Below are 22,383 nucleotides of genomic sequence, written 5' to 3'. Positions count from 1 at the left end.
TAACAAAGTAATTGATTTCTATGTTTTCTATTAAACCCTAGCTCATATTATATCCTATTCTTCCGTTTTGCCAAATAGGATTTTTGAATCATTTCCATTTCTGACCATTTGGAAGCCTACATAACCAGCTTTGAGTAGCTCCTCCTGCTTCAAAATATCTTCTGGACAACACTCTACTATAGCACTGAACTCAACAAGCTCGGCTGTCTTTATATCCTTGAAGCAAATATACCGATGTAGCCCATTATACTTCTCTTTTAATTCAACAATGACTAGACCTGATTTCAGGATACTTTTTAAACTTGACCAGTTTCCAGGAGCTACAGTTTCAAGAAGATATCTATATGCTGTATACTTTTTTAGATACTCAATCAAATAAATAGCTAATTGATAGTGCAATCCTTTACCTCTATGCTTGGGATGAATACATACACTTTCTAAATGAGCTACAAGCTCCATCGCCCCACTATCTAGCCCGATATCTAATCCTAGGTTTTCATTACTTTGATGAGGGAAAAGAACTGCATGTAGTCCAACAAGCTCTCCATTAAAAAAAATACCTGCTGTTATCCCCTGTTCTCCTAGAACTTTTTCCCATTCCATTTCTGTTAGAGATACAAAGTACTCTCTCTTTTCTAATCCTTCTACAATTCTATTTTCAAACTCAATAGCTCTTTGCTTAAAGCTTGGATCAAGAAGTTTAATATCGTACTCCCAACCCTCTACCAGCTCATTTTTTGTACCGATACCGTTATAGTGAAAGCTCATTACCGCTCCCCCTTTTCTGTTGCTCAGCATCGTTCCTAAACCTAGTAACCCAGAAAAATAGTAGCATAATTAGAAAGAGGATGCCAAGCAGGCCAATTCCGATTTGCCCCATAAGAACAACTCCACCAAAAATCATCGGGCCAAGCATCTGACCTACCTTTCTCATATTATCGTAATAGCCTATGGCTTTTCCTGTACCAAGCTGTCCAGTTGCCTTCAAGCTCAGATAGTATTTATTCTGAGCAACTAAACCAAAGCTGTCAGATAAGCCGAGTAGAATGACGGCTATAATAGCCGTTAACACAGAGCCTTTTACACCAAAAATCACCATAGCTAAGGCAACCAACAAGCCAGACATAAGTAACGCTTTTTCAACTCCAAGCCATTTGAGAAACAGCTTACTAAACAGAGGAGCTAGGTACACAATTATTAGTCCATTCACTAAGAAAGCCCTGCCTACATCAGAGGTTGAAAGGCCTTCATGATCCGCAAAAATGGGAAAATAGTAGTCCAAAAACATATTACATGCTGCAACAGGCAGCACGATGAGTAGCAGAAAAGCTACAACCTGTTTATTTCGGACAAATCCACCAAGCTGATTAAATGTCTCACCAAAGGATATGTTTTTTTCCTTACGAGGGATAGGGATGGTGTTCTTCATTTGTTTCAGGACGAACAAGCCTGTTAGAACGACTATGATCACTCCAATCGTAAAGACTGGGTGATAGCCGATTCGATCTGCAAGCATAGCTCCTACTATAATTCCGCAATTTATACCAGCATATAAGCCCACGAAAAATGAAGTCAGCCCTGACGTTTGTTTTTCTCCTGAAGCTCCACTTGTAATAAGGGCACGCAAAGCCATAAAACAAACTCCATAACCAAAGCCAGCCAGTCCACGTGCTAGTGAAAAGCCTAGGATGTTGATGGATGGAAGGCTACAAATAAGCATTCCAATAGCAACTGAAAGCGCTCCTAATAAAAATAAAGGCTTCCAGCCTCTTTTATCTACATTAGAGGCAGCTAAAATGACTCCTACTCCAGCTCCAAACATCTCAATTGTCACTGGTAGCGCAATAATTAGATTCTCCGACATTCCCCAAAGAGGCTCGTAAAGCTCCTTAGACATTATAGGAATAAAGGCTGCTGAAAGAAACAAAGCTAGATGAAATATAAAAGATAAAGGCCTAATCATAGTGGTATCAGCAGGAGATTGCTGAGTAAAACGTGGGATCTCCTTTTTCTTTTTAACCCCGTTTGAAAGTCCATTACTTAAAAGTAGAAGCACTAAAATTGAAATCTCAATCATAAATAATATGGATGTAATAAGTACGGTCACCATATCAAGAACAATCATTCTTAGCTCAGTCTTAATAGCCGTTTCTGATAGTAAAACATGTATATACGGAAGATTACCAGTTTGATCAGGTATTAGCCCTACTTCAAACGTATAGTCACTCTCCATAGTGCTCTCTATTCTGTCTCTCCCTCCTTCTGAGGAAGCAAGAACGTTCTCTTCGTTCATCAAGTTAATTTGCTCTATAGCCGGAAGCTCTTGAATGATTCCTTGCAGGTACGTATCAAGCTGATACAAGTCAGAATAGGGTACTCCCTTTTCTATGACTGACTGAATATCCCGCGAGATGATTTCTGCTGCTGAAACAGCTACTTCCTGCGAAGCATTGATATAGGCACGACTAAACAGCTGGTAGTTGATATATCCATATGTTATTTGAATAACACTCATTATTGCTATGATAAGTATGAGCAAAGGTTTGCTTCTAAGCTTTCCTGCATGATCTGTAATAGGAAGCCTGGACATAGTAAGAACTAGAATAAGTGCAGCGAAAGCAGCAAGAAGAAGGAGATAACGAAGTAAAATAAACAAATATTCTCCAGTCCGAGTGCTCACTACGCTACGATCAAATGCTAGCTGTACACTTCCCTCCCAATAACCATGTGGATTGTAAATAGGTACGGAAAGTAGATATTCATTTTCCAAACGCTCCAGCATATAATCATGCACCACTGAATCATTCTCAAGCTTAGTAGCTACCTCATGTCTATCCCGCAAAGTCTCAATAATAGATGTATCCTCAATTGGAACACGCAGTATTACATTATCTCGATTAAAAGCTATGGCTTCGTTTGGCCAAAGCACACGAACTTCATTTACCTCTTCAAGCTGATCTAGTAGCTCATCTATGAGCTCCCTTAGTCCATAAAAATGCTCTAGCTCCTTTCCGTATTTCAGCGCATATTCAATCTTCCCTATGGTTTGCTTCGTCGGAGCAACAAGACTAAACACCACTGACTCCTCATACTTCTTCTGAAAAGAGCTAATGTTAAGGCCCCCTGTAAAAGCAAGAACAACGATAATAAGAAGAAGAGCTGCACTTATAAAAACAAGACCAGTATAGCGAGATTTTCGTCCTAAGGAGGTCGTTTCATTATTCATTCCGGCTGCCTTCTCCTTCTGTAGCAAGAATAATTTCATCAGCCACAAGTAATATTTCAAATGGAACCTGATATTCAATCCGTTTTGCAGCCTCAAGATTAATAGCGATGGTAGGCACATGTGTATAGATTTGAGGAAGGTGTCTTGGTAATTTACCGTTAAACACTTCCCCTATATTTTCAGCGAAGAATAGACCGGCTTCAAGGAAATCCTGTCTAGCTACACTCATTAGTGCACCATAAGCAACCTCCTCTGAGCCTAATTGAGAAAAAACAGGAACATTATTTTCATAAAATGGTGCCAAAAGCTCTGTAAAGTAATCCAATTCCCAGGTCCCAACTGTGATGTACATGGCCTCAACCTCTTGGGCAAGCTTTGTAAAAGCGGCTAAAACCTCTGGATAATAGCGTTCTTGACGATCAAGCCCACTTTTAGCTTCATCCACATACATGTGGGTAATCTTAAAACCCCGCTCCTCAGCAAGAAATTGTACATCATCAACAGCAGCATAGACACGCCCTACGTCGGAATCCTCATAGAGCATTCCTAACGTTGAGAATTCAAAGATATCGTGAAAAACTTCAATTTGTCTGCTATACCGATCTATATCCATATGTGCCCACACATGATCCTTGCCAGAATCCTCTGCCGATTCAATAATTCCAGACTGTACCGCATTACTCGAGGAAAATACCATAGTAGGAATTGAATGAGACTTTTCCGCTAAAAGCTGCCCCGCTACTGTACCCATAGCCATTATAAAATCAATATCACCTGTTTCTGTAAGCCTATGGACAGCTTCATCTGCCGAATAGGGAGCACCTAATAATGAAAAATGAGCGTTATCAACAAACTGTACATAGTTACTTCTTTGATTTGTAACAAGCCAGTTCCACATCTCTGAGGTGTCTTCTTGCCCCTCTTGATAAGGAAGACCTTGTAAATCCTCTAGCCAGCCTAATTCTTCTAAGCCCTTTAAAATGGCGTAAAAGTTTCCGGCAAAGTTTACATACTTCTCACCCTCCAAATAGCCAATTCGAATCTTCTTTTCACTACTAACAGGAGGATAAAACGACTGATTTTGAACCTTAGCATTCACAGCCGTTTCTTGAAAGCTAGCCACACTTACATCCTTTGAGAAGAATAATCCGAGCAGAGCCATACTTAGCAGTAATCCAAAAATGTACAGCAAAGGTTTTTGTCTAGTAAAAAACATGCTTATCCCCTTCTCTTTTTACAAGTATGAAACAGTAACTAGCAACTAACTAATAAACTAAATGCCTTTTGCTAACTAAACGATGAGGTTTCATTTTACAAAAAAGCGCGGGATCGATTCACTAATAAAACAAATGCTTTCACATCTAGAAATATCCAAATCGGTTTCAGCAATAATATCCTGCGCATACAGCTTTTCATTGCCCTGTGCGCCTAAAAGGACAACCTCGTCCCCAATCCTAGTCTCAGGAAGATGGGTTACATCCACAAACAAATGGCTCATGTTCGCTGGACCAAATGCCGAAGCCTTCTGACCTCCAATCAATACCTGTGGCTTTTTCAATAGTAATAAAAAAGGAATATGACTATAGCCGATAGGTAGAGTAGCGACTCTGACCTTTGATTCGGGAAATACCGAATAATAGTAGCCCCGCATTTCTCCCTTTTCAATGTATTGAATATCACAAACTCTAGATTTCACACTCATTACTGGCTTTAAAAGCAAACCGTCCTGATTGACAAAAGACGGCAATCCATATAAACATGTACCTGCTCGAACTAAATCATAATACGCGCTAGGATAATTTAAAATAGACGGGCTACTAGCCACATGACGAAAGATTGGGACGCCTCTTGCCTGTAGCTCTTCCCGACAGGAGGACAGAACATTTTCAAAGGATTGTATGTCTTCTGCTACCTGCTTGGCATCCTGTCGATACGCTGAAACTAAGTGAGTGTAAATCCCCTCTATCAATAAATGAGGAAGCCTACTAATCTGCTTTATTTGGTAAACCGCTTGATCTGGAAGCATTCCTAACCCATTTGAAGCCAAATCAAGTCGAAGATGAATAGGAAGCTCGGCTCCTCTCTGCTTCGCTTCAATTGATACCTTTTCAGCGAAAGCAACAGTATATATCGTGGGGGTCAATTGGTAATCTAACAATTTACTAATCTGCTCAGGCAAAATAGAATTAAGCAATAGGATCGGAGCTTTAATTCCTGCTTTCCGAAGCTCTAAGCCCTCCTCTACTGTAGCCACCGCTAAGTGTTGTACTCCACTATTAAGCAAATAGGTAGCTATCTCCACAGCTCCATGACCATAGGCATTTGCTTTTACTACAGCCATTATCTGTCTCTCTGGCCCTATTTTAGCTCTAATAAATTGAACATTGTGGCTCAAGTGCTGAGTGTTTATCTCTACCCAGGCTGCCACATCCTTCTGTGGAGGGAGCTCATTTATCGCTTTATCAATGATTTTATTCATAGTCATGCTCCTTCCCCTAATCACTTCATTCTATAGCTTTAAAGTTCCTTGCCACTCTTTTGCTGTTCCAGACTGAAAATAGGTATCACATAGGGCAAAGTACAGCTTTGCTGCTTTATCCTGCTCATTTTGCTTAATGACCTCTACGAAAGCGGTTCTAGCATCAAGAAATCTTCCTTCCTGATAGAACAGAACCCCTTCTTCAAAGCGCTTCTTTGTCACTAGCTTTTTTCCTCTCAGTCCCTGCGGATCCCCTTCAAAAACGTCATACAACACAATTGGATCACGTACCTCCGGAAATTGCACAGCACCTAGATATCGGTATTGATAGCTATCCATTGTTGGAATAGCAGCATAGGCGGTATCAGAAAGCAGAATCGATGCCCCAAGCATTTCCGTATACTTTTCTAGGATCAGAGAAATGTTCACATCAACTGAAATGACATTACCCTCCATCCGTTCAGCCTCTCCAACAACACCAAGCATTAGAGGACCTTTGTGTATACCAATCCCTATTTCTGTACGCTTCAAGACCTCATCCTTTTGGGCCTCCTCTGACTGCAAAATCTCCTCAAGCCTTCCTCTTACAGCAATCGCATTTTTTAACGCCTGCTCTGCACCTTGAGGAAATAAAGCCATCACCCCAGCACTTAAATAGCGGTTAATAATTCCATTGTTTTGGCGGATAATTGGACCTATCACACTATAAAAGGCATTCATATAAGCAAAGCTTTCCTTCGGAGTCAACCTTTTAGTCATGCGTTCGAAGGAACGTAGATTGGCAATAAAAATCACCATCTCCTCCTCCATTTGATCACCAAGCTTGACCTGAAGGATACTGTCCCTTCCTAAGTACTTTAAAAATTGCTCTGGAACAAAGCGATAATAAGCCTTACTAACATCCTCCATTTCTTGAACATATGTGCCTAGCTGACTAGCCATTTCATTAAATCTCCTACCTAACTCTCCTACCTCATCCTTTGTGCGTACATCCACTTGTGTATGCCAATTCCCATGGGCAATCTCAATGACACTAGAGCGCAGCCTCCGAATAGAAGATAGCATGATGTAAGTCATTATAAAAAACACCAAGGAAATCAGAGGGATAAGAATTAAGATGACACGAATCACATTTTTGTAGATCGCTTGTTTTGCTTCATTATAGTAATGAAGAGTCATGCCTACCTCCTGCATGCCTATCAAAGCTCCTTGCTCATTATAGATAGGAGCCAACGCGTACAGCCACTCTCCATCTAACTCTTGACTCTCCTTCGTAATAATCCTGCCTTCATCAATTACCTGATCATATTCAGGAAGATAACCGGTAGGATACTGCGTCCCATTACTGGTGTTATACAGCATCAAAATCCGAACTTTCTTTTGCTCATCCACACTATAGATCACACTGTATAACGCACCCGAATCTAAATCTCTGTTGCCTTGTAGCATATGATGATTATGCTGATCAAGCTCACGATAATCCTCGTTCATAAAATCCTCTGGCTTAGTAATACGCTGCATTTTCTCCTTATCAATCAGTTCTGATCCTACATGTGCTAATAGCTTGAGCTTCCCTTTAATTTCATTGTCAAATTCCTCTAGAAAATGTACGTAAACAACCGCTGCCGTAACAAGCATAGATATGACAATGATAGGTGTAAAAATGATAATTTGTTTTAAAACAAGCGTATGACTTTGCCGAATCATATCGACATATAAAAGCTTAATCATGTACACAACAAGAGCCAATGTAACGATCGCTGCTATCCAAACCAACCATCTTTTAAGCATCGGAATAGCCCCGTAAGAGGCTGTCGTTAATACCTCGCTTAATTCACCCGTTTCAGTCTGATAATGAATGATAGCGTTCTGCACCCCTAATACCAAGGATTGATCCTGTAAAATTTGTATGCTATCCGTAGCTTGTAGGGATTGAGGATAGCCCATTGACCTAAGAGTTGAATTCGAAAGGACTGTTGTCACCATCTGATCATCAGCCTGTTCATCTATGCGATTAATTTCTGCTCTTCCTAGATCAACGAAATAGACATTTTGCCTCTGGTCAAAGCTCAGTTCCACAGGGTACGATTCCTCAAGACCAGACAAGCTGCTAGCATACAGCCTATGGGATGTACCTCCCTGATCCACCCTGTAAAGCTCCCCTCTCTTGGTAGAATAATAAATCTCTCCCAGCTCTTTTCCTTCAAGGGCAGCAATAAAAGTTTCTGGCGGCAGTGTGAGCTCAAGCTCTTGGACTAGGTCTCCTGTACTCAAATTGAGTCTTTGAAGTGTAATGACCTGCTCCTCTACTATGTCATTTTCACTCATAAAATAGAAAAAGAGCTGATTATCCTCTGCACTTAGCTCATGAATACGACCAGGACGAGTAACCGCTTCACTGACTTCATAGCTTTGTGTAAAAACTATTCTAGAAAACTTTCCTTGAGGCGTATATTGTAAAATTTCTTCAGCTTTTAATAGTGTTCCCTGTGAATTCAAAACTAGCGCTAGAATATATACATTTCCACGTTCATCGAGGGCTATATCCTTCGCTAAATACAGACCTCCATCACGATGTTCATCCATATAAAAGTGGAATTGGTAGGTTCCATCCTCCCTAACCTTTGAAATTCTATTCAAAGATTGGTCGATTAAAACATATCCTCCATCCTCAGCTCTCAATACCTTAGAGATGTTTTCAAACTCTAAGCCTGATGACCATGGGGTAGCTTGAAATATCTCCTTTTGTGTAAATAGCCAATATCCTAAAGCACTGGCTAGCAGCAAAGCTATTAAAAATAGGATAGAGCTCTTTTTCATATTCGTCCCTCAATTCAACACAGATTTGTCTGCCTGATGCTAAGAAAAGCTTTATAAGAAATGAATTAAATTATGTAAACGTTCTGACATTAATTATAGTATAATCGAGATAGTACATTCTATAAGGAATGCTAATTTATGCCTTTAGCTATTATAGATTTCATCGCCAACCGTATTCTTCCCAAAGGAGGTCTCATATATGGGAAACATCGTTTGTGGCGGAGCCACAATGAAGTGTAGCTTTGGAGCCGCTCCGAGCACTCTAATGGTTTTACCTACAAACACTACTGTCACAGCAACGCCGCTAGCCAACATTATGGATCATAAGCCCGGTGTGAACATCCTACCTTTTGGTACGTGTAGCTCTATGGCTAATCCTACCGTAGCCGCTGCCACAGCTGCCAAATTCGGTACGTTAACTCCTATGCCCTGTGTGCCTGTTACAGCAGCACCTTGGTTTCCCGGATCAGCTACCGTTCTTATAGCGAATATGCCTGCCCTAAATCATACGTCAAAGTGCGTATGCAACTGGGGTGGGATGATAGAATTTGTCAATCCTGGTCAGACAACGATTCAGGTTCCATAGCAAGGAGAGAGATCCGATGATAAAGCCACGACATCTTTTTAACACTTTACCGAAACGCCTTTGGCGTAAGGGAATCAGAAGGGCACGCAGGCTTATTTCACAAAAAAGAGAGCCATCCTTACAGCAATACGTTTCCGTGGGAAGATATTACGTTTCTAAAAAGCTTTTAGGAATTCTTGCATTAGGTGTCCTCCTACTTGCTGTCTATTTAATCATTAACCCCCCTTCCTTTCTAGATTGGAGATCAGGGGTGCAGATTGTTCGAGAACTCCCAGGAAAAACAGTTACAGCTACTGGGCAAGTACAATATTACAATCTAGACCAAGAGCTTACATATGAAGGCGAAATGCGTGATGGTTTATTTGACGGACACGGACGATTATATCGTCAAGGTGTACTTCTTTACGAGGGTGCTTTCTCTCAAGGTGTGAAGGAAGGTACAGGTAAGCTCTACGCAGAATCTGGTTCATTGATTTATGACGGTGAATTTTCACAGAATAATCGGCATGGCCAAGGAAAAGTATTTAATGAGCAAGGATACCTCGTCTATAGCGGTCATTTTGAGCATGATCAGCCTTCTGGCTCGGGCTCATTCTTTGCTGAAGGGACCATGATTTATAAAGGTGAGGTAGCCTTTGGACAATACTCTGGGCAAGGTACATCCTATCATCCTAATCAGGCAATAGAATATATTGGCGAATTCCTAAACGGTGTCTTCCAGGGATCAGGCGAGCTTTATACAACGAGTGGAAACCTACTTTATGAAGGCTCCTTTCACCAAGGTCAATATTCTGGTCCTGGTGTTCTCTATGACAGCAATGGCTTCACTCAATATGAAGGAATCTTTAAAAACAGTCTATATCATGGTGAAGGAAACCATTTTTGGGACACTGGTGAGCTACGTTATCAAGGACAATTTTCAAACGGCCAATACACAGGGACAGGCACATTTTTTGATCCCGCAGGAACGATTGCCTATGAAGGCTTTTTTCAGCAGGATCACTTTCATGGTCTAGGTACCTTATATAATAAAGACGGTCTCATTCTATACAAAGGATTTTTTGACCAAGGACAGATCAGCCTACAGCAGTACATAGATCTTTCTCACGCTCAAGTGATAGACATACTAGGTGAACCCTCTCAAGTAATAAACCTAACTGAATCTGCTTCGCCTTCTACTTTGCCTAATCTCATAGGAAGCTCTGAGACAGCGGTAGCTTATCCTGACACAGAACCTCAGCCTGAAGCTGAGACTAATTCTGACCCTCAGCTTGATACAAGCTCTGAGCCTATAACAGATATGAATGACATGCTAAAGTTTGAGCTCATCTATGATTCATATCAGCTAGCCTTTACAGTAGACAGAGATACAGAGCTAGTACATGCAACAAAAGTCACTGCCGTTCAAAGCTGGAATCGTGAACTCTTGCAGCAGCTGGCTACTCAATTGGATGAGCTTGAGCAAGCAGAGGTAAACGAAAAATCTGTTTCCGATAGAAAAAGCAGCTTCCAGCTTCCTAGCGGAGCAATTCTATTAACTTATACCCTAGACAATACTCTTTTCCTATTCACCCAAACTACGGAACAAGAAGGGGCTTTTTCACATGTACAAGTAAAATCTCTAAACTAACACACTTTTATGTTACGTACCTAGAGTGCCTGACCGATACCTACAAGCAGGCACTTGCCCTTTACCTGAGCTTTTATTCCTCTTGGTGTGATGCAGCAATTTCACTTTCAAGCAATGGTTTTTGATGAACCTGAACGGCAGTCTCTGCCGTTTTTTTGATAGCCCACCACCGAATTTTAATCTTTGAAGCTGTCACAGAGCCTTTTTGTTTAATTCCCAGTCTAAATGTGCCTTTTTCCACATAAAGCATTGTACCTATCGCCAGGTTCGATCCCTCTGATTCATATTCACTATCTTTAAAAACGTCCGTATCTCCAAAAAATACCCTTTGCTCCTGACCAACAACATTACGTGAGATCTCTTCGATAGCGGTAACGATTAATAAAGGTGTGTGGGTACCTAACCCATGCTCAATCTCTTCCGAATAGATCCCCTTTGCTTTTAGAAACCCGCCTCTTTGACCCACTTTCATTTCAACAACCCCTGTACGTACCTCATCCTGTAACTGAACGTGATGAGGAAAACCTACATGAAGCTGTAGCTCTTGCTGGCTTTGTACATATTTGGCCTCTAGATATGGGGCCTTTCCTTCTCTAACCTGCTCGACTTTAGTTGTCACGCTAAAGCCCTGCTCTAGTACAGGGTAAGCTCCTGATTCTGTTGCTTTTTTTGAAGCTTGAGGCTTATCTTTGCCATTAGATAAGAATGAATCAAGCTGGTTAAGAAAAGAGGGATTATGTACATATTCTTGGAAAGGAGCCTCTGTAACTTTTTCAATCATATACGTTGAACCCATTTGTAGAAGGTCTATTTTGGCTAAATAGACACATGATTCCCCTTGACTATGTAAGGATTGATCCAGCGTTCTAGAAAAATAATCCTTTAGTACACGGTTCCTAATGCTAGTGTCAGTTATGCTTAACACATTCATAGCTCCAGAGGATAGGGAAAATTGCTGATCACCCTTAGTAATGGTAGAGCTCGGTGTGTAGCGTAAGAACAAAGATTGTTCTTCTGAAATACCTGCTTTAGCTCTTAGCTGAAAAACAATCGTATATTCCGTCTGTTTTTGACCCTGCGGCTCTAAGAACTGAATGTTCTTTTCCTGCTTCTCACCAACTAGTTCAAATAACTCCTCGTCTAGCTCTAGCTTAAGTTGCAATGTAGGAGATTGCATGGTCTTTTCCACTTTTAACACAACTTCAAATTCCTCATCAGCATAGATATAACGAGGTGTAGTTTGTAAAATCCTTACCTCCTCATCCTGATAAATCGTACTGGTGCTCTTTATTAAAGAGCTAAGCTCAAAGGAACTAGGCTCAGGGGGAGTTTCTTGAATAAATAGTTTATAGGATTCTAGGAATCTATTATATTCACTCACCTCTTCTGTTCTACTAGAGGAGCTAGCAACAGAATGGACAGGTTCCTTACCTTTTTCCTCGTACGCAACACACAGATAAACATTTTTGGCGTATTCATTATTTGAAAAACCCTCGATTGTAGATAGCTTTTGTGTCACAGGTGAAGGAATGATAATTTCCCTTCCATGCTGATCTAATGCAAATCCCATTTCAATAGTTACGGACTTATCATCGACCGCTACTACATGAAGCCCTGATACAATTCCTGTTCCATGAAGAAGACGATTGATCATCCTTCTTTTATTGTTAAAATATTTTTGCTCTGACTCAAAATCTCTTACCGTGAGCAGCTTTCCATAAAAATATCGATTTCTTTCAAACGGGTAGTAACGCGTTACATTCATCTAAATCTCCCCCTTCTATTGGTTATAAATCGCAAATCATAGAAACCATAAAAGCTACTCCAATTCAGAATCTAAGCCTAATCTAGTATGCGTATCTAGACGATTGGCCAGATCCTGATCAATTAATAACGTCTGGTGTGGCATTGCAGCTTGTTGGTCGAGAATAAGTAAAGAAGGCTCTGTTAGTATTGTATTCATCCCTATATATGAGTGCATATCCAAGTAAATGTTTTCTTCTAGCAGTACTAGCTTTCCTTCTGTAAATGCTGGTTTCTCCTCCTCTATAATCCTTTCTACAATGAACCGTTCCCTCTCCGTCTTAATTAAGTTTTGTTCAATTAACACGGTAAAGGTATACGGATTAGAGCCATATAAACGATCTATGATCTGTCCCAGTTGCTGATCCTTTCGCATTTCTTTATACTGATGATACTCAACAATAATGGGTGGTTTACCTGTAAAAAGCTCAATCATTTTTTGCATAGCAAATTTGGTTCCTCTTAAGGGATACAGCTCTGGAGCCAGCTTTATTAGGCTTCTAAGCTGTTGCTCGGACCAGCGATCGGTAGATGAAATGCCCAGCCACGTAGACAGCCAGCTTAAAAAAGGACCCGTTACTACATCAGCATCTAGATAGGTTGGGAGCTGATTAATTTCTTCCTCAACCTCAGTAAATAAGGTATGAAACAAAGCTAGATAACGGGCTAAAAAATCCTGACCTGTATCCTCCTCTTGATATACGGCAGGTAAATAGGGTAGGTAGGTTTGCCTCGGAAAATAAACTCTTAATCTATTTAAAACAGGCGTTTTAAACTCACTACCTATAAACTCTATTTTTACCCATAGATACCTGCCCTTTGCTTTAAATAGTAGAGCATCTCTAGGACTAATAAGAGTACCCTGCCACAGACCTTCAAGCTCCTTACATTTAACCTGAATCGGGTCAGTATCACTTAAAATCCATTCATCAAGAGAACGGTAATGACCTAGAAGCCAATGATCCTTCCGATCTGAGGCAAAATAAGAAATTCTTATCTGTGTTTCATCCGGAATATGGGCCTCCAGTTGAACCTTATGCCATTCTAGGCCGTCCTCTGTGCTGTCGAAAGCAGTTGTCAAAAATATCCCCTTTAGACCACTCGTAGCAGAAGAAAAGTTCGTTCTTTTCCTTCGCTCTAGTACATGTAGTTCATTAGTATTCTTATTAAGAACATAAAGTCGCTGATTTGAATCCATCCTCATTTTCGAGGCGCTGCCACGAAACGCAGCTACATGATCCTGACGCTCTCCTGAGGAATGAAGTTTAAGTATAAAGCGCTCCTCCTCGCTGTGAGTAGGTGTGGCCTGAGTTCCTCCCATAAAAATCGTTTGCTCTCCATCCACCGCTATACTTGATAGCAAAGCGCCTTGCTCTAAGCTTGTTATCTGTTGCATCTCTTTCTCGTTAGATATCCTATAGAGAATACCTGTTGAACGATGATACAGAAGAATAATCCCTTCTGGCGAAGCCGCTAAGGAAAATTGCTTAGTAGGATCAGTGAGAGGGAAAGCAGCGTTTATAAATAACCCTTCAAGCCCATACTCTTTTAGAATCCTGCCGGTAGACTCAATGTGCAGTACACTAAGCCTTGTACCAGAAGGACAAATCAACTTCCCATCCTGTTGAACCATATCCTTTGCTACTAGAACATAAAGGCCTTTTTGATGATCAGAATGAATAGCTAGTGGGTACAGCTTTCTTTGATTCCATTGTGAGATGGCCCATATTTTTTGACCATTTATTGTTGAGTAAGCGGATAGCTTATCTTCTAGAAGAGGATCTGCAAGAAAAAGAACCGATTGTACAGAATCAATCATCGTGTACGGCGAATGCTCGTAATCCTTAGCCTGAAACAGTATTTCTTGATAATGATTTTGCCAATCGTAGCTCCAAATGTTCCATTCCTCATCTAGTAGGTGAATTTGATGTCTTTCCCCCAAGGAAAAATCTGTTACCCTTCCTCTTACTTCTGTTAAGGCAAAGCGTAGAATAAGAGCAGTACTGTATTTTTCCTGCTGCTCAACACTTAGTTCATTCCCGTGGATCATTACGTTATACGCTTTTCCATTTTTCCAATCAGAGCCTTTATTGTAGGAAAAAAATCGTTGCTCCATTCTCACTCCTCCTTACATAGTTAGTCACTATATGCTTTGTCTTTCGTTTATTTACTCGACGTGTTAATTTTATATACCTAGAGTTCCTGGCGACCAATCAGAGTAATGTCATGCTGACCGGAGTAAACAAGAGCATGCGGGGGGATGACAATATCTCCATTACTATTCTTCACGGTGCCTCCTCCTTCTCCGTTAAGCCATATATCCTGAACATAGACAACACCTGAAACCTTACTTATATGACTAATCATTTCTGCTTTTGTCACCGCTTTACCAAAATCCCAACCCTCTTCCCCAAAGTGATCATAAGGGTTTAGGAGCGTATGTAAGGTGTCCATTACTCTCCCCGTATCCTTTACCTCTGGATCAACAACAAGTACAGCATAAACAGAGACTTTTATATATTCAGGAGAAATAACATGAAGCTGGGTCGTCAGTAGACGAAAAGGCTCTAAATGCTGCTTTATTGTCTGTAAGAAACCTGTGCTAGGAACAGGAAGCTCCTGTTCACTGAAAGGTACTGCCACAATAGTAACCTGTCCAGCTACCTTCTCCTGAGGATAATTCTGTAGCCCCTTCACATAGAGCGGAATGGCCTTTACCCTTGCTACTCGTACACCAGGTGTACGTTTTGCGAGGGCTTCAATATCTGAATTCGTCACTGTACGTGTAGGCTGACGCAGACGGTTAAGTAGCCTTTTTTTAGCAGCTTCAATGCTTTCAGCTTCTTGACCTCCTCTAGCATCATAAAAGTTAATGGCTGTAACCTGTCCAAGACTCCCTTCAAGATTCCCCCCAATCTTCAGAGGCTTACCTTTGTGTTCATTAACAGCTTTAGCTTGCTGGGTAGGAACAATAATGTGATCTAATACGCCACTCTTTATATTTCCTCTTTCACCCCCACCAAATTGTAGAAAAGTAATTCTAATATTTCTTTCCTCTGACTTAGGTGGGATAAGACCCTGCTCATGATTACCGAACTGAATGAATTTCCCCTCAGGATCAAGGATATAATGACGGTCATTTAATCCGGATTGATCAAAGTCTGCCACTCTGATCCAGTCCTGCCAGATCCATTCATTCGTTTCTATCTCTTTGAATCCTACCTGAATCTCAATCCTCTGTAAGTATGTTCCCTCTCCTTTTCTTGGAAGCTCAAACCGTTGATAGGGTAAACCATTACTTCTCCCTAACCATACAGCTTCGGAATTGGATGACTCGTACGCTAGTACACGAATATTATTTCTTCCCTGCTCAGGTACTCTTCTATGATGATCATCCCTGAATACAAGCTGCTTCAGGTTGTGTGGGACTTCCTGTAGCTCATAAGTATTTTCTTCACCCGCTCCTTCAGAAGCTGACTGGATACAACACCAATCCCTCCAGCCCTGCTCCTCATAAACTTGGACATCAAGCTTTCCATAAGTATGAAGATAATGCTTTAAAAGAAAAGCTTGATTCCCTTGTCCAGTACTTGAGAAGTTTTGGTAATGGCACACTGTTTCCGTTTGCTGTGCCCGAACCGTATTGATCTCAAGCTTATCAATCCTAGGGGATAGCTCGTACCCTGACTGATCTACCTGAGCATACAGCCAGTAACGCTTTTTATCGTCTGCTGGATGTACCGTCCTGCTTACCATTTGAGTAGGAAGCTTTACATCTATCGAACCACTATAGGACAGGTGATTTGTCTGATCTTGCTCAACCACTACGGGTAGCCAATCCGTCCCATGGTCATTATTTCTTCCATAATAAAACAACGAGATTCGACCCGGGGGAATGGCTACTGGATCGTGCTTTCCTCTAATCATAGAAACAGGGTAGCTCTCATAGAGTGAAAAGGATAGTCGAACAATCTCATTTACAGGTAATTCACTTTGAAATGAAAGATACAGGCGATTTCCTTTTTCCGCTTTGTCCCCAAACGCAAAATAAGTAGAGCCCACATGATCATTAGCAATCGAGTAATCAACACCTTCTCCCTTTGACCAAACCAGTACTTTATCTACCTCAACAGGTAAAAGCCATTGCTCTTCAAGCGTTTCAAATATCTGATCTCTCGCTCCAAATTTTGTGCCCTGAGGAAGGAATATCTTTCTATCTACCCCACTCAAAAAAACGTCAACAGAAGCAGGCTGAGCAGGCTGAGGTATCATTCCCATAAGCTTCAAGTACTTCCGCTCATGCTTACTCGTAATTTGATCAAGATGATATTGCTGCATTTCAATAAGCCATGAGAACAGCTCCATTAACGTTATGCCAGGATCATGAGCATTCTGGTCTGTCCATTCATCCGTTAATGTAGGAATTCGTTTCCTAGCTTCCTCAACTATTTGGGTGTACATCCGATCATCTAAATGGGGGAGCTTCAGCATAGATCATTCCCTCCTTTCATTTGTTTTGTTCTATATTACATTTGGTCATATGGGCTTATTCTTTAACCCTAATCTGAATAGAGTGAACACCGTTACAAATAATCCCATTAAGTAGCTTTGCAGCCTGTTGCTCATCTATTTCCACTCTCTCTCCATTTTTCTCGCCTACCAACGTTAAGGTGCATCTTTCGATATATTCAACTCCCCGAATGGAAGAAAGCAAGCTGTAGAAAACAGAAGGATGAATAGACTGTCCAATTTCCCAGCCCTGCTGCTGGAGATAGCCTGTAACAGGATGCAGAAATGAGCGTATTCGTCGTTCCACTTGCTCCTCAATCATTATTTGATCCTCATCTGGATGTATGACTAAAGAAAGATAAACAGAAACCTCTACATACACCGGCTCAATGACCTTAATTTGCTGTGGAAAAGCGATGACATTAGCTGTTTTTTGTAAGAGGAGCTGTTCGATTTGCTTCTTATAGACTGGAAAGCTCGTCCGATCCATTTTGCCACCTTGCTGTAAAACAACTAGTGTTAAAGAACCAGGTTCTTTTACTAAATCTGCGTTGTAATTAGAGAGGCATTTTACTTGTGTTATGGAGGGGAAATTCTCCTTTACAAGCTGCTCGAAATCCTCTGCCGTAACAGCACGATCCCCATGCCTTATCCTTTGCGGAGCTCTCCTTACTGCTTGTTCCATTCTCTCAGTGTCACTACCACCACTAGCAGCCTCATGATTTATTACTCCTTGAATAAAAGGAATCGGTTTTAACAGCTCAGTAATCTGTTGTGCCGCTACGTTTCCCAGTCTTCCTTTTACTGTCTTATAGGAAACCTTTAGCTGCTCCTCACTAGCTATAGGTAGTTCTCTTCCATGCCTACCATCACCAAATCTTAGCTTCCCAGAATGTGGATGTATGACATAATGTCTGTCCGTAGGTAGGGATTCGAGAATATGCTCCGTAGGGCACCACTTGACCCATACTTTTTGGATATTTCCCTCACTATCATAAAGCACCTCTATCTGCTCAGATGTCCGATTGAAGAGCTCATCTACTTCATCCTTGCTGATTGAATTCGTTTCTTCCACCCAAACTTCTTCCTCTAGTACATTGCCATGTTCCAATTGATATTCCTCAGACCCGCTTACTTTACTAGGAATTTCCCACACGATTCTTTCTTGTTGGACGGCTTTTGTTACGTTTAACATCAGCTCTTGAATAAAAGGGGTTACTGCCCATTGATGATTTGCATGCTGGTGACTGTGTTTAACATGGCTGGCTCTAATCCAGTACCCTTTCTTACCGAATAAGCTTTGCTCTCTAAAATCATTGGCTCCAAAAAATTGAAGGATACCCTTTCTGGTAAAATGCTCTGTCTCATCCACAACATGTAACACTTTCCATACCGTTCTACCACTTTCATTAGCTAGATACTGCCAATTAATATATCCCTTTACCTGTTGTTCTTTGCTTTTAGGAGCAATGGAAATCAGCATACTAATTGGTCCTTTCAGCGGCGCTTGATCAAGCCCTATATACAATGAGGGGTAGTTCACATCAAGCTTATGAAAAGGCTTGAAGCTTCCTGTAGAGCTAAGTAAGGCTGCTGTTTCATCCGTATAAGAAAGATTATTTAAAGTTAGACAGGCCTGTGGTAAAACAGGGCTACTGTATGTATAAGATAAGCGCAGATTTTCTATCCATGGAGTCTGGTAAACAGGATCGGGTGAGTATAAATGCTCCACATCAAGAACTCTAGCTCTAATCCAATAGTTTTCATGGGCATTAACAAATGAGCTATACATATCGTCAGGGCATATAAATTGAATGGTCACCTGTTGTCCCTCAGGATTTTGAAACACCCGTTCACTTCCAGCATTCGTCTGTAGCTTGACCCATGCCTTCCCGTTCCAATATTCCCAAATAACGCTAGCAATACTGATTGGAGGGTACTCCTTTTTATGAAAGGTAGACTTTTTCATTAGCAGCTTCCACTCTACATAAGGCTCTACATTCGGATACAAACGCTGAGACAGAAAACTTAAATCAAAGGTTATGCTAATCCTACTACCTCTTTTGTTTAAAACTTCTGTGCTTCCTATATAAAACACAGAGTAAGGGGCAAATGTTTTACCAAAGGGGAAGAAACCTTCTTGATCTAATTCAACGTCATCCTGAAAAATCTGCTCAGCTAAGCTACCACCCTGATTATCTATATCTACATACTCTGCTTTAAGGCTAAGTCGACTAATGCGTCCATGAGATTCATCTGTATCTGACAATTTCTTTTTCCTGCAGACTATCCAAAATCTGTCCTGACCATTTATCGGATAGCGTACAATTCTGTCTTTTGTGTTCTTTTTTAGAAGGAGCCTATCATTATCATAAAGTATCTCAGTAAAAGGAATCCAACCCTCTGCAGTTGGATACAGCCACTCAGTAATTCCAGTATCCGCTAAGCTTTTATACATGCTTGCTTCCGTATATTTAGCGTCTCTGTTCTCAAGGGTTATAGTAAACCAAGTGGCTTCTCTTACGTTAAACATATCATCTTGGGCTATAAATAGAGCATGCTCCTGCATATTTTTGTTCTGATCCAAGCCACCAGACTCACCTGCCATTCCCTGCACGATTTGATCAGAGCTAGGACATACTTGAATGCAGTGGCTTACACGGGCTGGAGTAATGACTAAACTGCTTAGCGTTTCAAAAATCACTTTTTCTTCTTCTCTTGTTGCTGCAAGCTGAGTTCCTTTAGGAATATGTACAGGATGCTTAACACCCTTCACCGCTTCAAATGTAACGTAAGCAGTGGCAGGCTTGGCAGCTTGTAGACGACTATTCAACAGATTTAAAAAAGCGATATAGTTTTTAAAGGGAACCTTGTTTAAGCGCTTAATGTTCTCATTCATCATCTCTGCTACTGTCAGAGCTAATGTTGATCCTACATCTGGATTATGCTCTGAGAAACGCCATTCTGGAGTATAATACGGGGCAAGCTCCCTAATTTGCTTAACCAATCCCTGTCTATCCTTCGAACTGATCAGTGGTGAGCTAAAGCTCCCCTTATTCATTTTGTGCTCATCCTTCATACTCTCACCCTATTTCGCACCTTCATAGATATAGTAGGGATACACTTGATTAAAAAGGTTATTTGTTGTACGCACCACATAAGTAAGCCTGATCCAAAGCTTCCCCATTTCTTCCTTATCGCGGTCGATCTTAACCTCTACCTGATGCACTCTAGGCTCCCAAGCCTGTACCGCCTCTAAGATACTCGTCTGCATAAGTCGAATCGTGGTTTCATCAATGACGGAAAAGCTGAAGTCACTGAGCCTGCAACCGAAATCTGGACGCATCACTCGTTCACCTTTTGAGGTACGCAAAATAATTTGTAGAGATTCTTGGATATCCTCCTCATACTCCGAGGTCATAATTCTCCCCGTCGTCTCATCAACCTGAATTGGAAATTTCCAGCCCCTTCCTAAAAAGCTTTTGCCCATTGGATCAATCCCCTTAATTTATTTTGACCATACTGCCTTTAATAGTGATAAGTCCGTCAGATTTCAAATTCATGGCTCCACTGGCCTTTAGATTTAATTGGGCCTTCGCTTCAATATTAATATCTGCGGATTGTATGGTTACCTTTTGATTGCTCTCTATCTTAACCTGCCCCTGTGCGTCCAATGAAATAGTAGTGGAATCACTTTTAATGACAATTTCATTCGCGGAGCCACCCTTAATTTCAATTTGATTTTTGCTGCTTTGCTCACTGATCGTCAGCTGATCATTTTTATCGTCTAGCTCAAGCTTATGGCCTTTACTAGAAAGAATCGTCACTTTCCCTTCCGCATCGTCATCATCAAAAATAATTTCATGCCCTGACCTTGACTTCAGCTTACGGACATTATTTCCTTCTGCCGATTTTGGAGATTCACTTTCCTCCGTCCATAGTGCTCCAATAACAAAGGGGGAGCGAATATCTCCTAGATGGAAAGCAACTAAAACCTCGTCACCAACCTCGGGAATAAATAAACTACCACGATCCTTTCCCGCCATCATGGTGGCTATTCTAACCCAATCTGTTTCACTCTCCTCCGTAAAGCCTGGAAGGTTTAATCGGACCCTTGCCAGTCCTTCAGGATCATTGTTATCTGTTACTACTCCGATCATAACGCCATCAACACGGTGGTTTGAGACTGCATTGGCACTTGTAAAGCTTGAAAAAGGTGTCATATAGCATTCCCCCTAAAAGTAAAGCTCGTTGTATATCCCGTTTTTCCTATGGAATGTGTGACCGTAAGGATGTGGTAGGGCTGACTTAGATGTCGTCCTAATTTTGCAAGCTTCAAATATCTGCCTGCTTGAATTTCCGGAAGACCTATGCATTCACCATTTCCTTGCACTAAATTCATCGCCGTCTCATTTAGAATCGCTTCTGCCCGAAGCTTAGCCTCTTCCGCAGATTGAAGCTCCTCCTTATTGTAATCATCTGCATTCGTCCCAAAGCTACGCATCAAATCTGCACCTGTTTTCGCGTTTGAGCCTAGCTTATTGATTTGAGCCGCTTCACCAGAGTAGACCTCTTTACTCTTATGATTTGTACCATAGACATGCACCTTACTAACCTGCTGACTAATATCATGGGTCGCCGAAAAGCTATGCAGATGCTTGCCCCACTCTAGTTCTATAACTGAGGCTGCCTGGGTTAAAGGTTTTTTGAAATATAACGTTCTCCCGACGATTGAAAAATCATAGTTCACCTCTTTGGCCAGCCCTTTTATAAAATTAAAATTGTCCTTAAAGTTTTGAACATGATGACTGTTGGTTTTGGGACAGCTATCCACATCAAGCTTGAGAGAGTAATCTCCCCCAATTTCAGTGACAATCTCACTATAAGATTTATCTGACCATGACTTAATTTTCTTCCCTCTCATCATCAAGAAGGATAGATCCATTCCCGTTACATGAATGGAGGGATGACCATTTTTAGGATACTCATAGCTAATCTTCGTAATAATCCCTTCCATGACCGTTTCAAATCGATCTACGTACCCCATCTTGATCTCTACTGATTTAGTGGGTGAAAAATATTTGTTTATCCAAGAGGAATCGAACTCTCTTTTACCGAAATCAAAAGCATTTGATACAGTGAATGAAAATGTATCAGCTGTAGCTTGAATAGACGTAGACACCTTTACATTAGATAAAACCATTCCTTCTAATTGAATATTACTTCCTTCAACCAATATCTGAAACGCTGGTGCTAAAAAGCCACGATATTTCTCCTCTAGTTGTTGAAAGGAATATGTTTTCGTACTCAGCTTTAAATTACTCATTGTC

The 22,383-nt window shown here is 41.0% G+C and carries 14 protein-coding genes; 2 read left to right on the top strand and 12 right to left on the bottom strand.

Features of this window, described 5'->3' with window-relative positions; translation table 11 throughout:
- Positions 1–54: 54 nt before the first annotated feature.
- The 5 genes from J2S11_RS12160 to J2S11_RS12140 form a co-directional block, all read right to left on the bottom strand.
- The gene (locus J2S11_RS12160; RefSeq protein ID WP_307394892.1) at positions 55–768 is read right to left on the bottom strand and encodes a GNAT family N-acetyltransferase; all 714 of its coding nucleotides are present in this window, start codon (positions 766–768) and stop codon (positions 55–57) included.
- Positions 752–3,226: an MFS transporter gene (locus J2S11_RS12155; RefSeq protein WP_307394890.1), complete on the bottom strand. Its 2,475-nt coding sequence runs from the start codon at positions 3,224–3,226 to the stop codon at positions 752–754. Before J2S11_RS12155 ends, J2S11_RS12160 begins: the two co-directional genes overlap by 17 nt.
- Positions 3,219–4,442: an ABC transporter substrate binding protein gene (locus J2S11_RS12150; protein WP_307394888.1), complete on the bottom strand. Its 1,224-nt coding sequence runs from the start codon at positions 4,440–4,442 to the stop codon at positions 3,219–3,221. The genes J2S11_RS12155 and J2S11_RS12150 overlap by 8 nt, the downstream gene beginning before the upstream one ends.
- Positions 4,443–4,532: 90 nt before the next feature.
- Positions 4,533–5,711: an alanine racemase gene (gene alr, locus J2S11_RS12145; protein ID WP_307394886.1), complete on the bottom strand. Its 1,179-nt coding sequence runs from the start codon at positions 5,709–5,711 to the stop codon at positions 4,533–4,535.
- Between the two features lie 24 nt (positions 5,712–5,735).
- The gene (locus tag J2S11_RS12140; protein ID WP_307394884.1) at positions 5,736–8,525 is read right to left on the bottom strand and encodes a HAMP domain-containing protein; all 2,790 of its coding nucleotides are present in this window, start codon (positions 8,523–8,525) and stop codon (positions 5,736–5,738) included.
- A 199-nt stretch (positions 8,526–8,724) separates the two neighbouring features.
- On the opposite strand from J2S11_RS12140, the gene J2S11_RS12135 reads away from it, so the two are divergent.
- Both J2S11_RS12135 and J2S11_RS12130 read left to right on the top strand, forming a co-directional pair.
- Positions 8,725–9,111, top strand: coding sequence for a DUF4280 domain-containing protein (locus J2S11_RS12135; protein WP_307394882.1), 387 nt, complete (start codon positions 8,725–8,727; stop codon positions 9,109–9,111).
- Between the two features lie 16 nt (positions 9,112–9,127).
- A complete protein-coding gene (locus J2S11_RS12130) occupies positions 9,128–10,741 on the top strand; it encodes an MORN repeat-containing protein (protein WP_307394880.1) in 1,614 nt (537 codons plus the stop codon).
- A gap of 73 nt (positions 10,742–10,814) precedes the next feature.
- Here the strand turns inward: J2S11_RS12130 and J2S11_RS12125 are convergent, their stop codons facing one another.
- From J2S11_RS12125 to J2S11_RS12095, 7 genes are all read right to left on the bottom strand, one after another.
- Positions 10,815–12,506: a hypothetical protein gene (locus J2S11_RS12125; RefSeq protein ID WP_307394878.1), complete on the bottom strand. Its 1,692-nt coding sequence runs from the start codon at positions 12,504–12,506 to the stop codon at positions 10,815–10,817.
- Positions 12,507–12,560: 54 nt separating this feature from the next.
- On the bottom strand, positions 12,561–14,660 hold the full coding sequence (locus J2S11_RS12120) for a phage tail protein (protein WP_307394876.1): 2,100 nt from the start codon (positions 14,658–14,660) through the stop codon (positions 12,561–12,563).
- Positions 14,661–14,737: 77 nt separating this feature from the next.
- The gene (locus J2S11_RS12115; protein WP_307394874.1) at positions 14,738–17,035 is read right to left on the bottom strand and encodes a baseplate J/gp47 family protein; all 2,298 of its coding nucleotides are present in this window, start codon (positions 17,033–17,035) and stop codon (positions 14,738–14,740) included.
- A 55-nt stretch (positions 17,036–17,090) separates the two neighbouring features.
- A complete protein-coding gene (locus J2S11_RS12110; RefSeq protein WP_307394872.1) occupies positions 17,091–20,114 on the bottom strand; it encodes a putative baseplate assembly protein in 3,024 nt (1,007 codons plus the stop codon).
- A gap of 27 nt (positions 20,115–20,141) precedes the next feature.
- Complete coding sequence (locus tag J2S11_RS12105; RefSeq protein WP_307394871.1) at positions 20,142–20,543, bottom strand: GPW/gp25 family protein; 402 nt, start codon at positions 20,541–20,543, stop codon at positions 20,142–20,144.
- 13 nt (positions 20,544–20,556) lie between these two features.
- A complete protein-coding gene (locus tag J2S11_RS12100) occupies positions 20,557–21,276 on the bottom strand; it encodes a phage baseplate assembly protein V (RefSeq protein WP_307394869.1) in 720 nt (239 codons plus the stop codon).
- The gene (locus J2S11_RS12095; protein ID WP_307394867.1) at positions 21,273–22,379 is read right to left on the bottom strand and encodes a phage late control D family protein; all 1,107 of its coding nucleotides are present in this window, start codon (positions 22,377–22,379) and stop codon (positions 21,273–21,275) included. The genes J2S11_RS12100 and J2S11_RS12095 overlap by 4 nt, the downstream gene beginning before the upstream one ends.
- Between the last annotated feature and the right edge of the window lie 4 nt (positions 22,380–22,383).

It is taken from the genome of Bacillus horti (assembly GCF_030813115.1).
Taxonomy (GTDB): Bacteria; Bacillota; Bacilli; order Caldalkalibacillales; family JCM-10596; genus Bacillus_CH; species Bacillus_CH horti.
The sequence above is the reverse complement of the archived record's forward strand: the minus strand, read 5'-3'. Positions and strand labels throughout refer to the sequence as shown.

Excerpts from the sequence above, each read along its gene's own strand:
- J2S11_RS12150 (WP_307394888.1), bottom strand. The coding sequence starts at position 4,442 with ATGTTTTTTACTAGACAAAAACCTTTGCTGTACATTTTTGGATTACTG.
- J2S11_RS12125 (WP_307394878.1), bottom strand. The coding sequence starts at position 12,506 with ATGAATGTAACGCGTTACTACCCGTTTGAAAGAAATCGATATTTTTAT.
- J2S11_RS12105 (WP_307394871.1), bottom strand. The coding sequence starts at position 20,543 with ATGGGCAAAAGCTTTTTAGGAAGGGGCTGGAAATTTCCAATTCAGGTT.
- J2S11_RS12120 (WP_307394876.1), bottom strand. The coding sequence starts at position 14,660 with ATGGAGCAACGATTTTTTTCCTACAATAAAGGCTCTGATTGGAAAAAT.
- J2S11_RS12110 (WP_307394872.1), bottom strand. The coding sequence starts at position 20,114 with ATGAATAAGGGGAGCTTTAGCTCACCACTGATCAGTTCGAAGGATAGA.
- J2S11_RS12140 (WP_307394884.1), bottom strand. The coding sequence starts at position 8,525 with ATGAAAAAGAGCTCTATCCTATTTTTAATAGCTTTGCTGCTAGCCAGT.
- J2S11_RS12095 (WP_307394867.1), bottom strand. The coding sequence starts at position 22,379 with ATGAGTAATTTAAAGCTGAGTACGAAAACATATTCCTTTCAACAACTA.
- alr (WP_307394886.1), bottom strand. The coding sequence starts at position 5,711 with ATGACTATGAATAAAATCATTGATAAAGCGATAAATGAGCTCCCTCCA.
- J2S11_RS12155 (WP_307394890.1), bottom strand. The coding sequence starts at position 3,226 with ATGAATAATGAAACGACCTCCTTAGGACGAAAATCTCGCTATACTGGT.
- J2S11_RS12115 (WP_307394874.1), bottom strand. The coding sequence starts at position 17,035 with ATGCTGAAGCTCCCCCATTTAGATGATCGGATGTACACCCAAATAGTT.
- J2S11_RS12100 (WP_307394869.1), bottom strand. The coding sequence starts at position 21,276 with ATGACACCTTTTTCAAGCTTTACAAGTGCCAATGCAGTCTCAAACCAC.
- J2S11_RS12135 (WP_307394882.1), top strand. The coding sequence starts at position 8,725 with ATGGGAAACATCGTTTGTGGCGGAGCCACAATGAAGTGTAGCTTTGGA.
- J2S11_RS12130 (WP_307394880.1), top strand. The coding sequence starts at position 9,128 with ATGATAAAGCCACGACATCTTTTTAACACTTTACCGAAACGCCTTTGG.
- J2S11_RS12160 (WP_307394892.1), bottom strand. The coding sequence starts at position 768 with ATGAGCTTTCACTATAACGGTATCGGTACAAAAAATGAGCTGGTAGAG.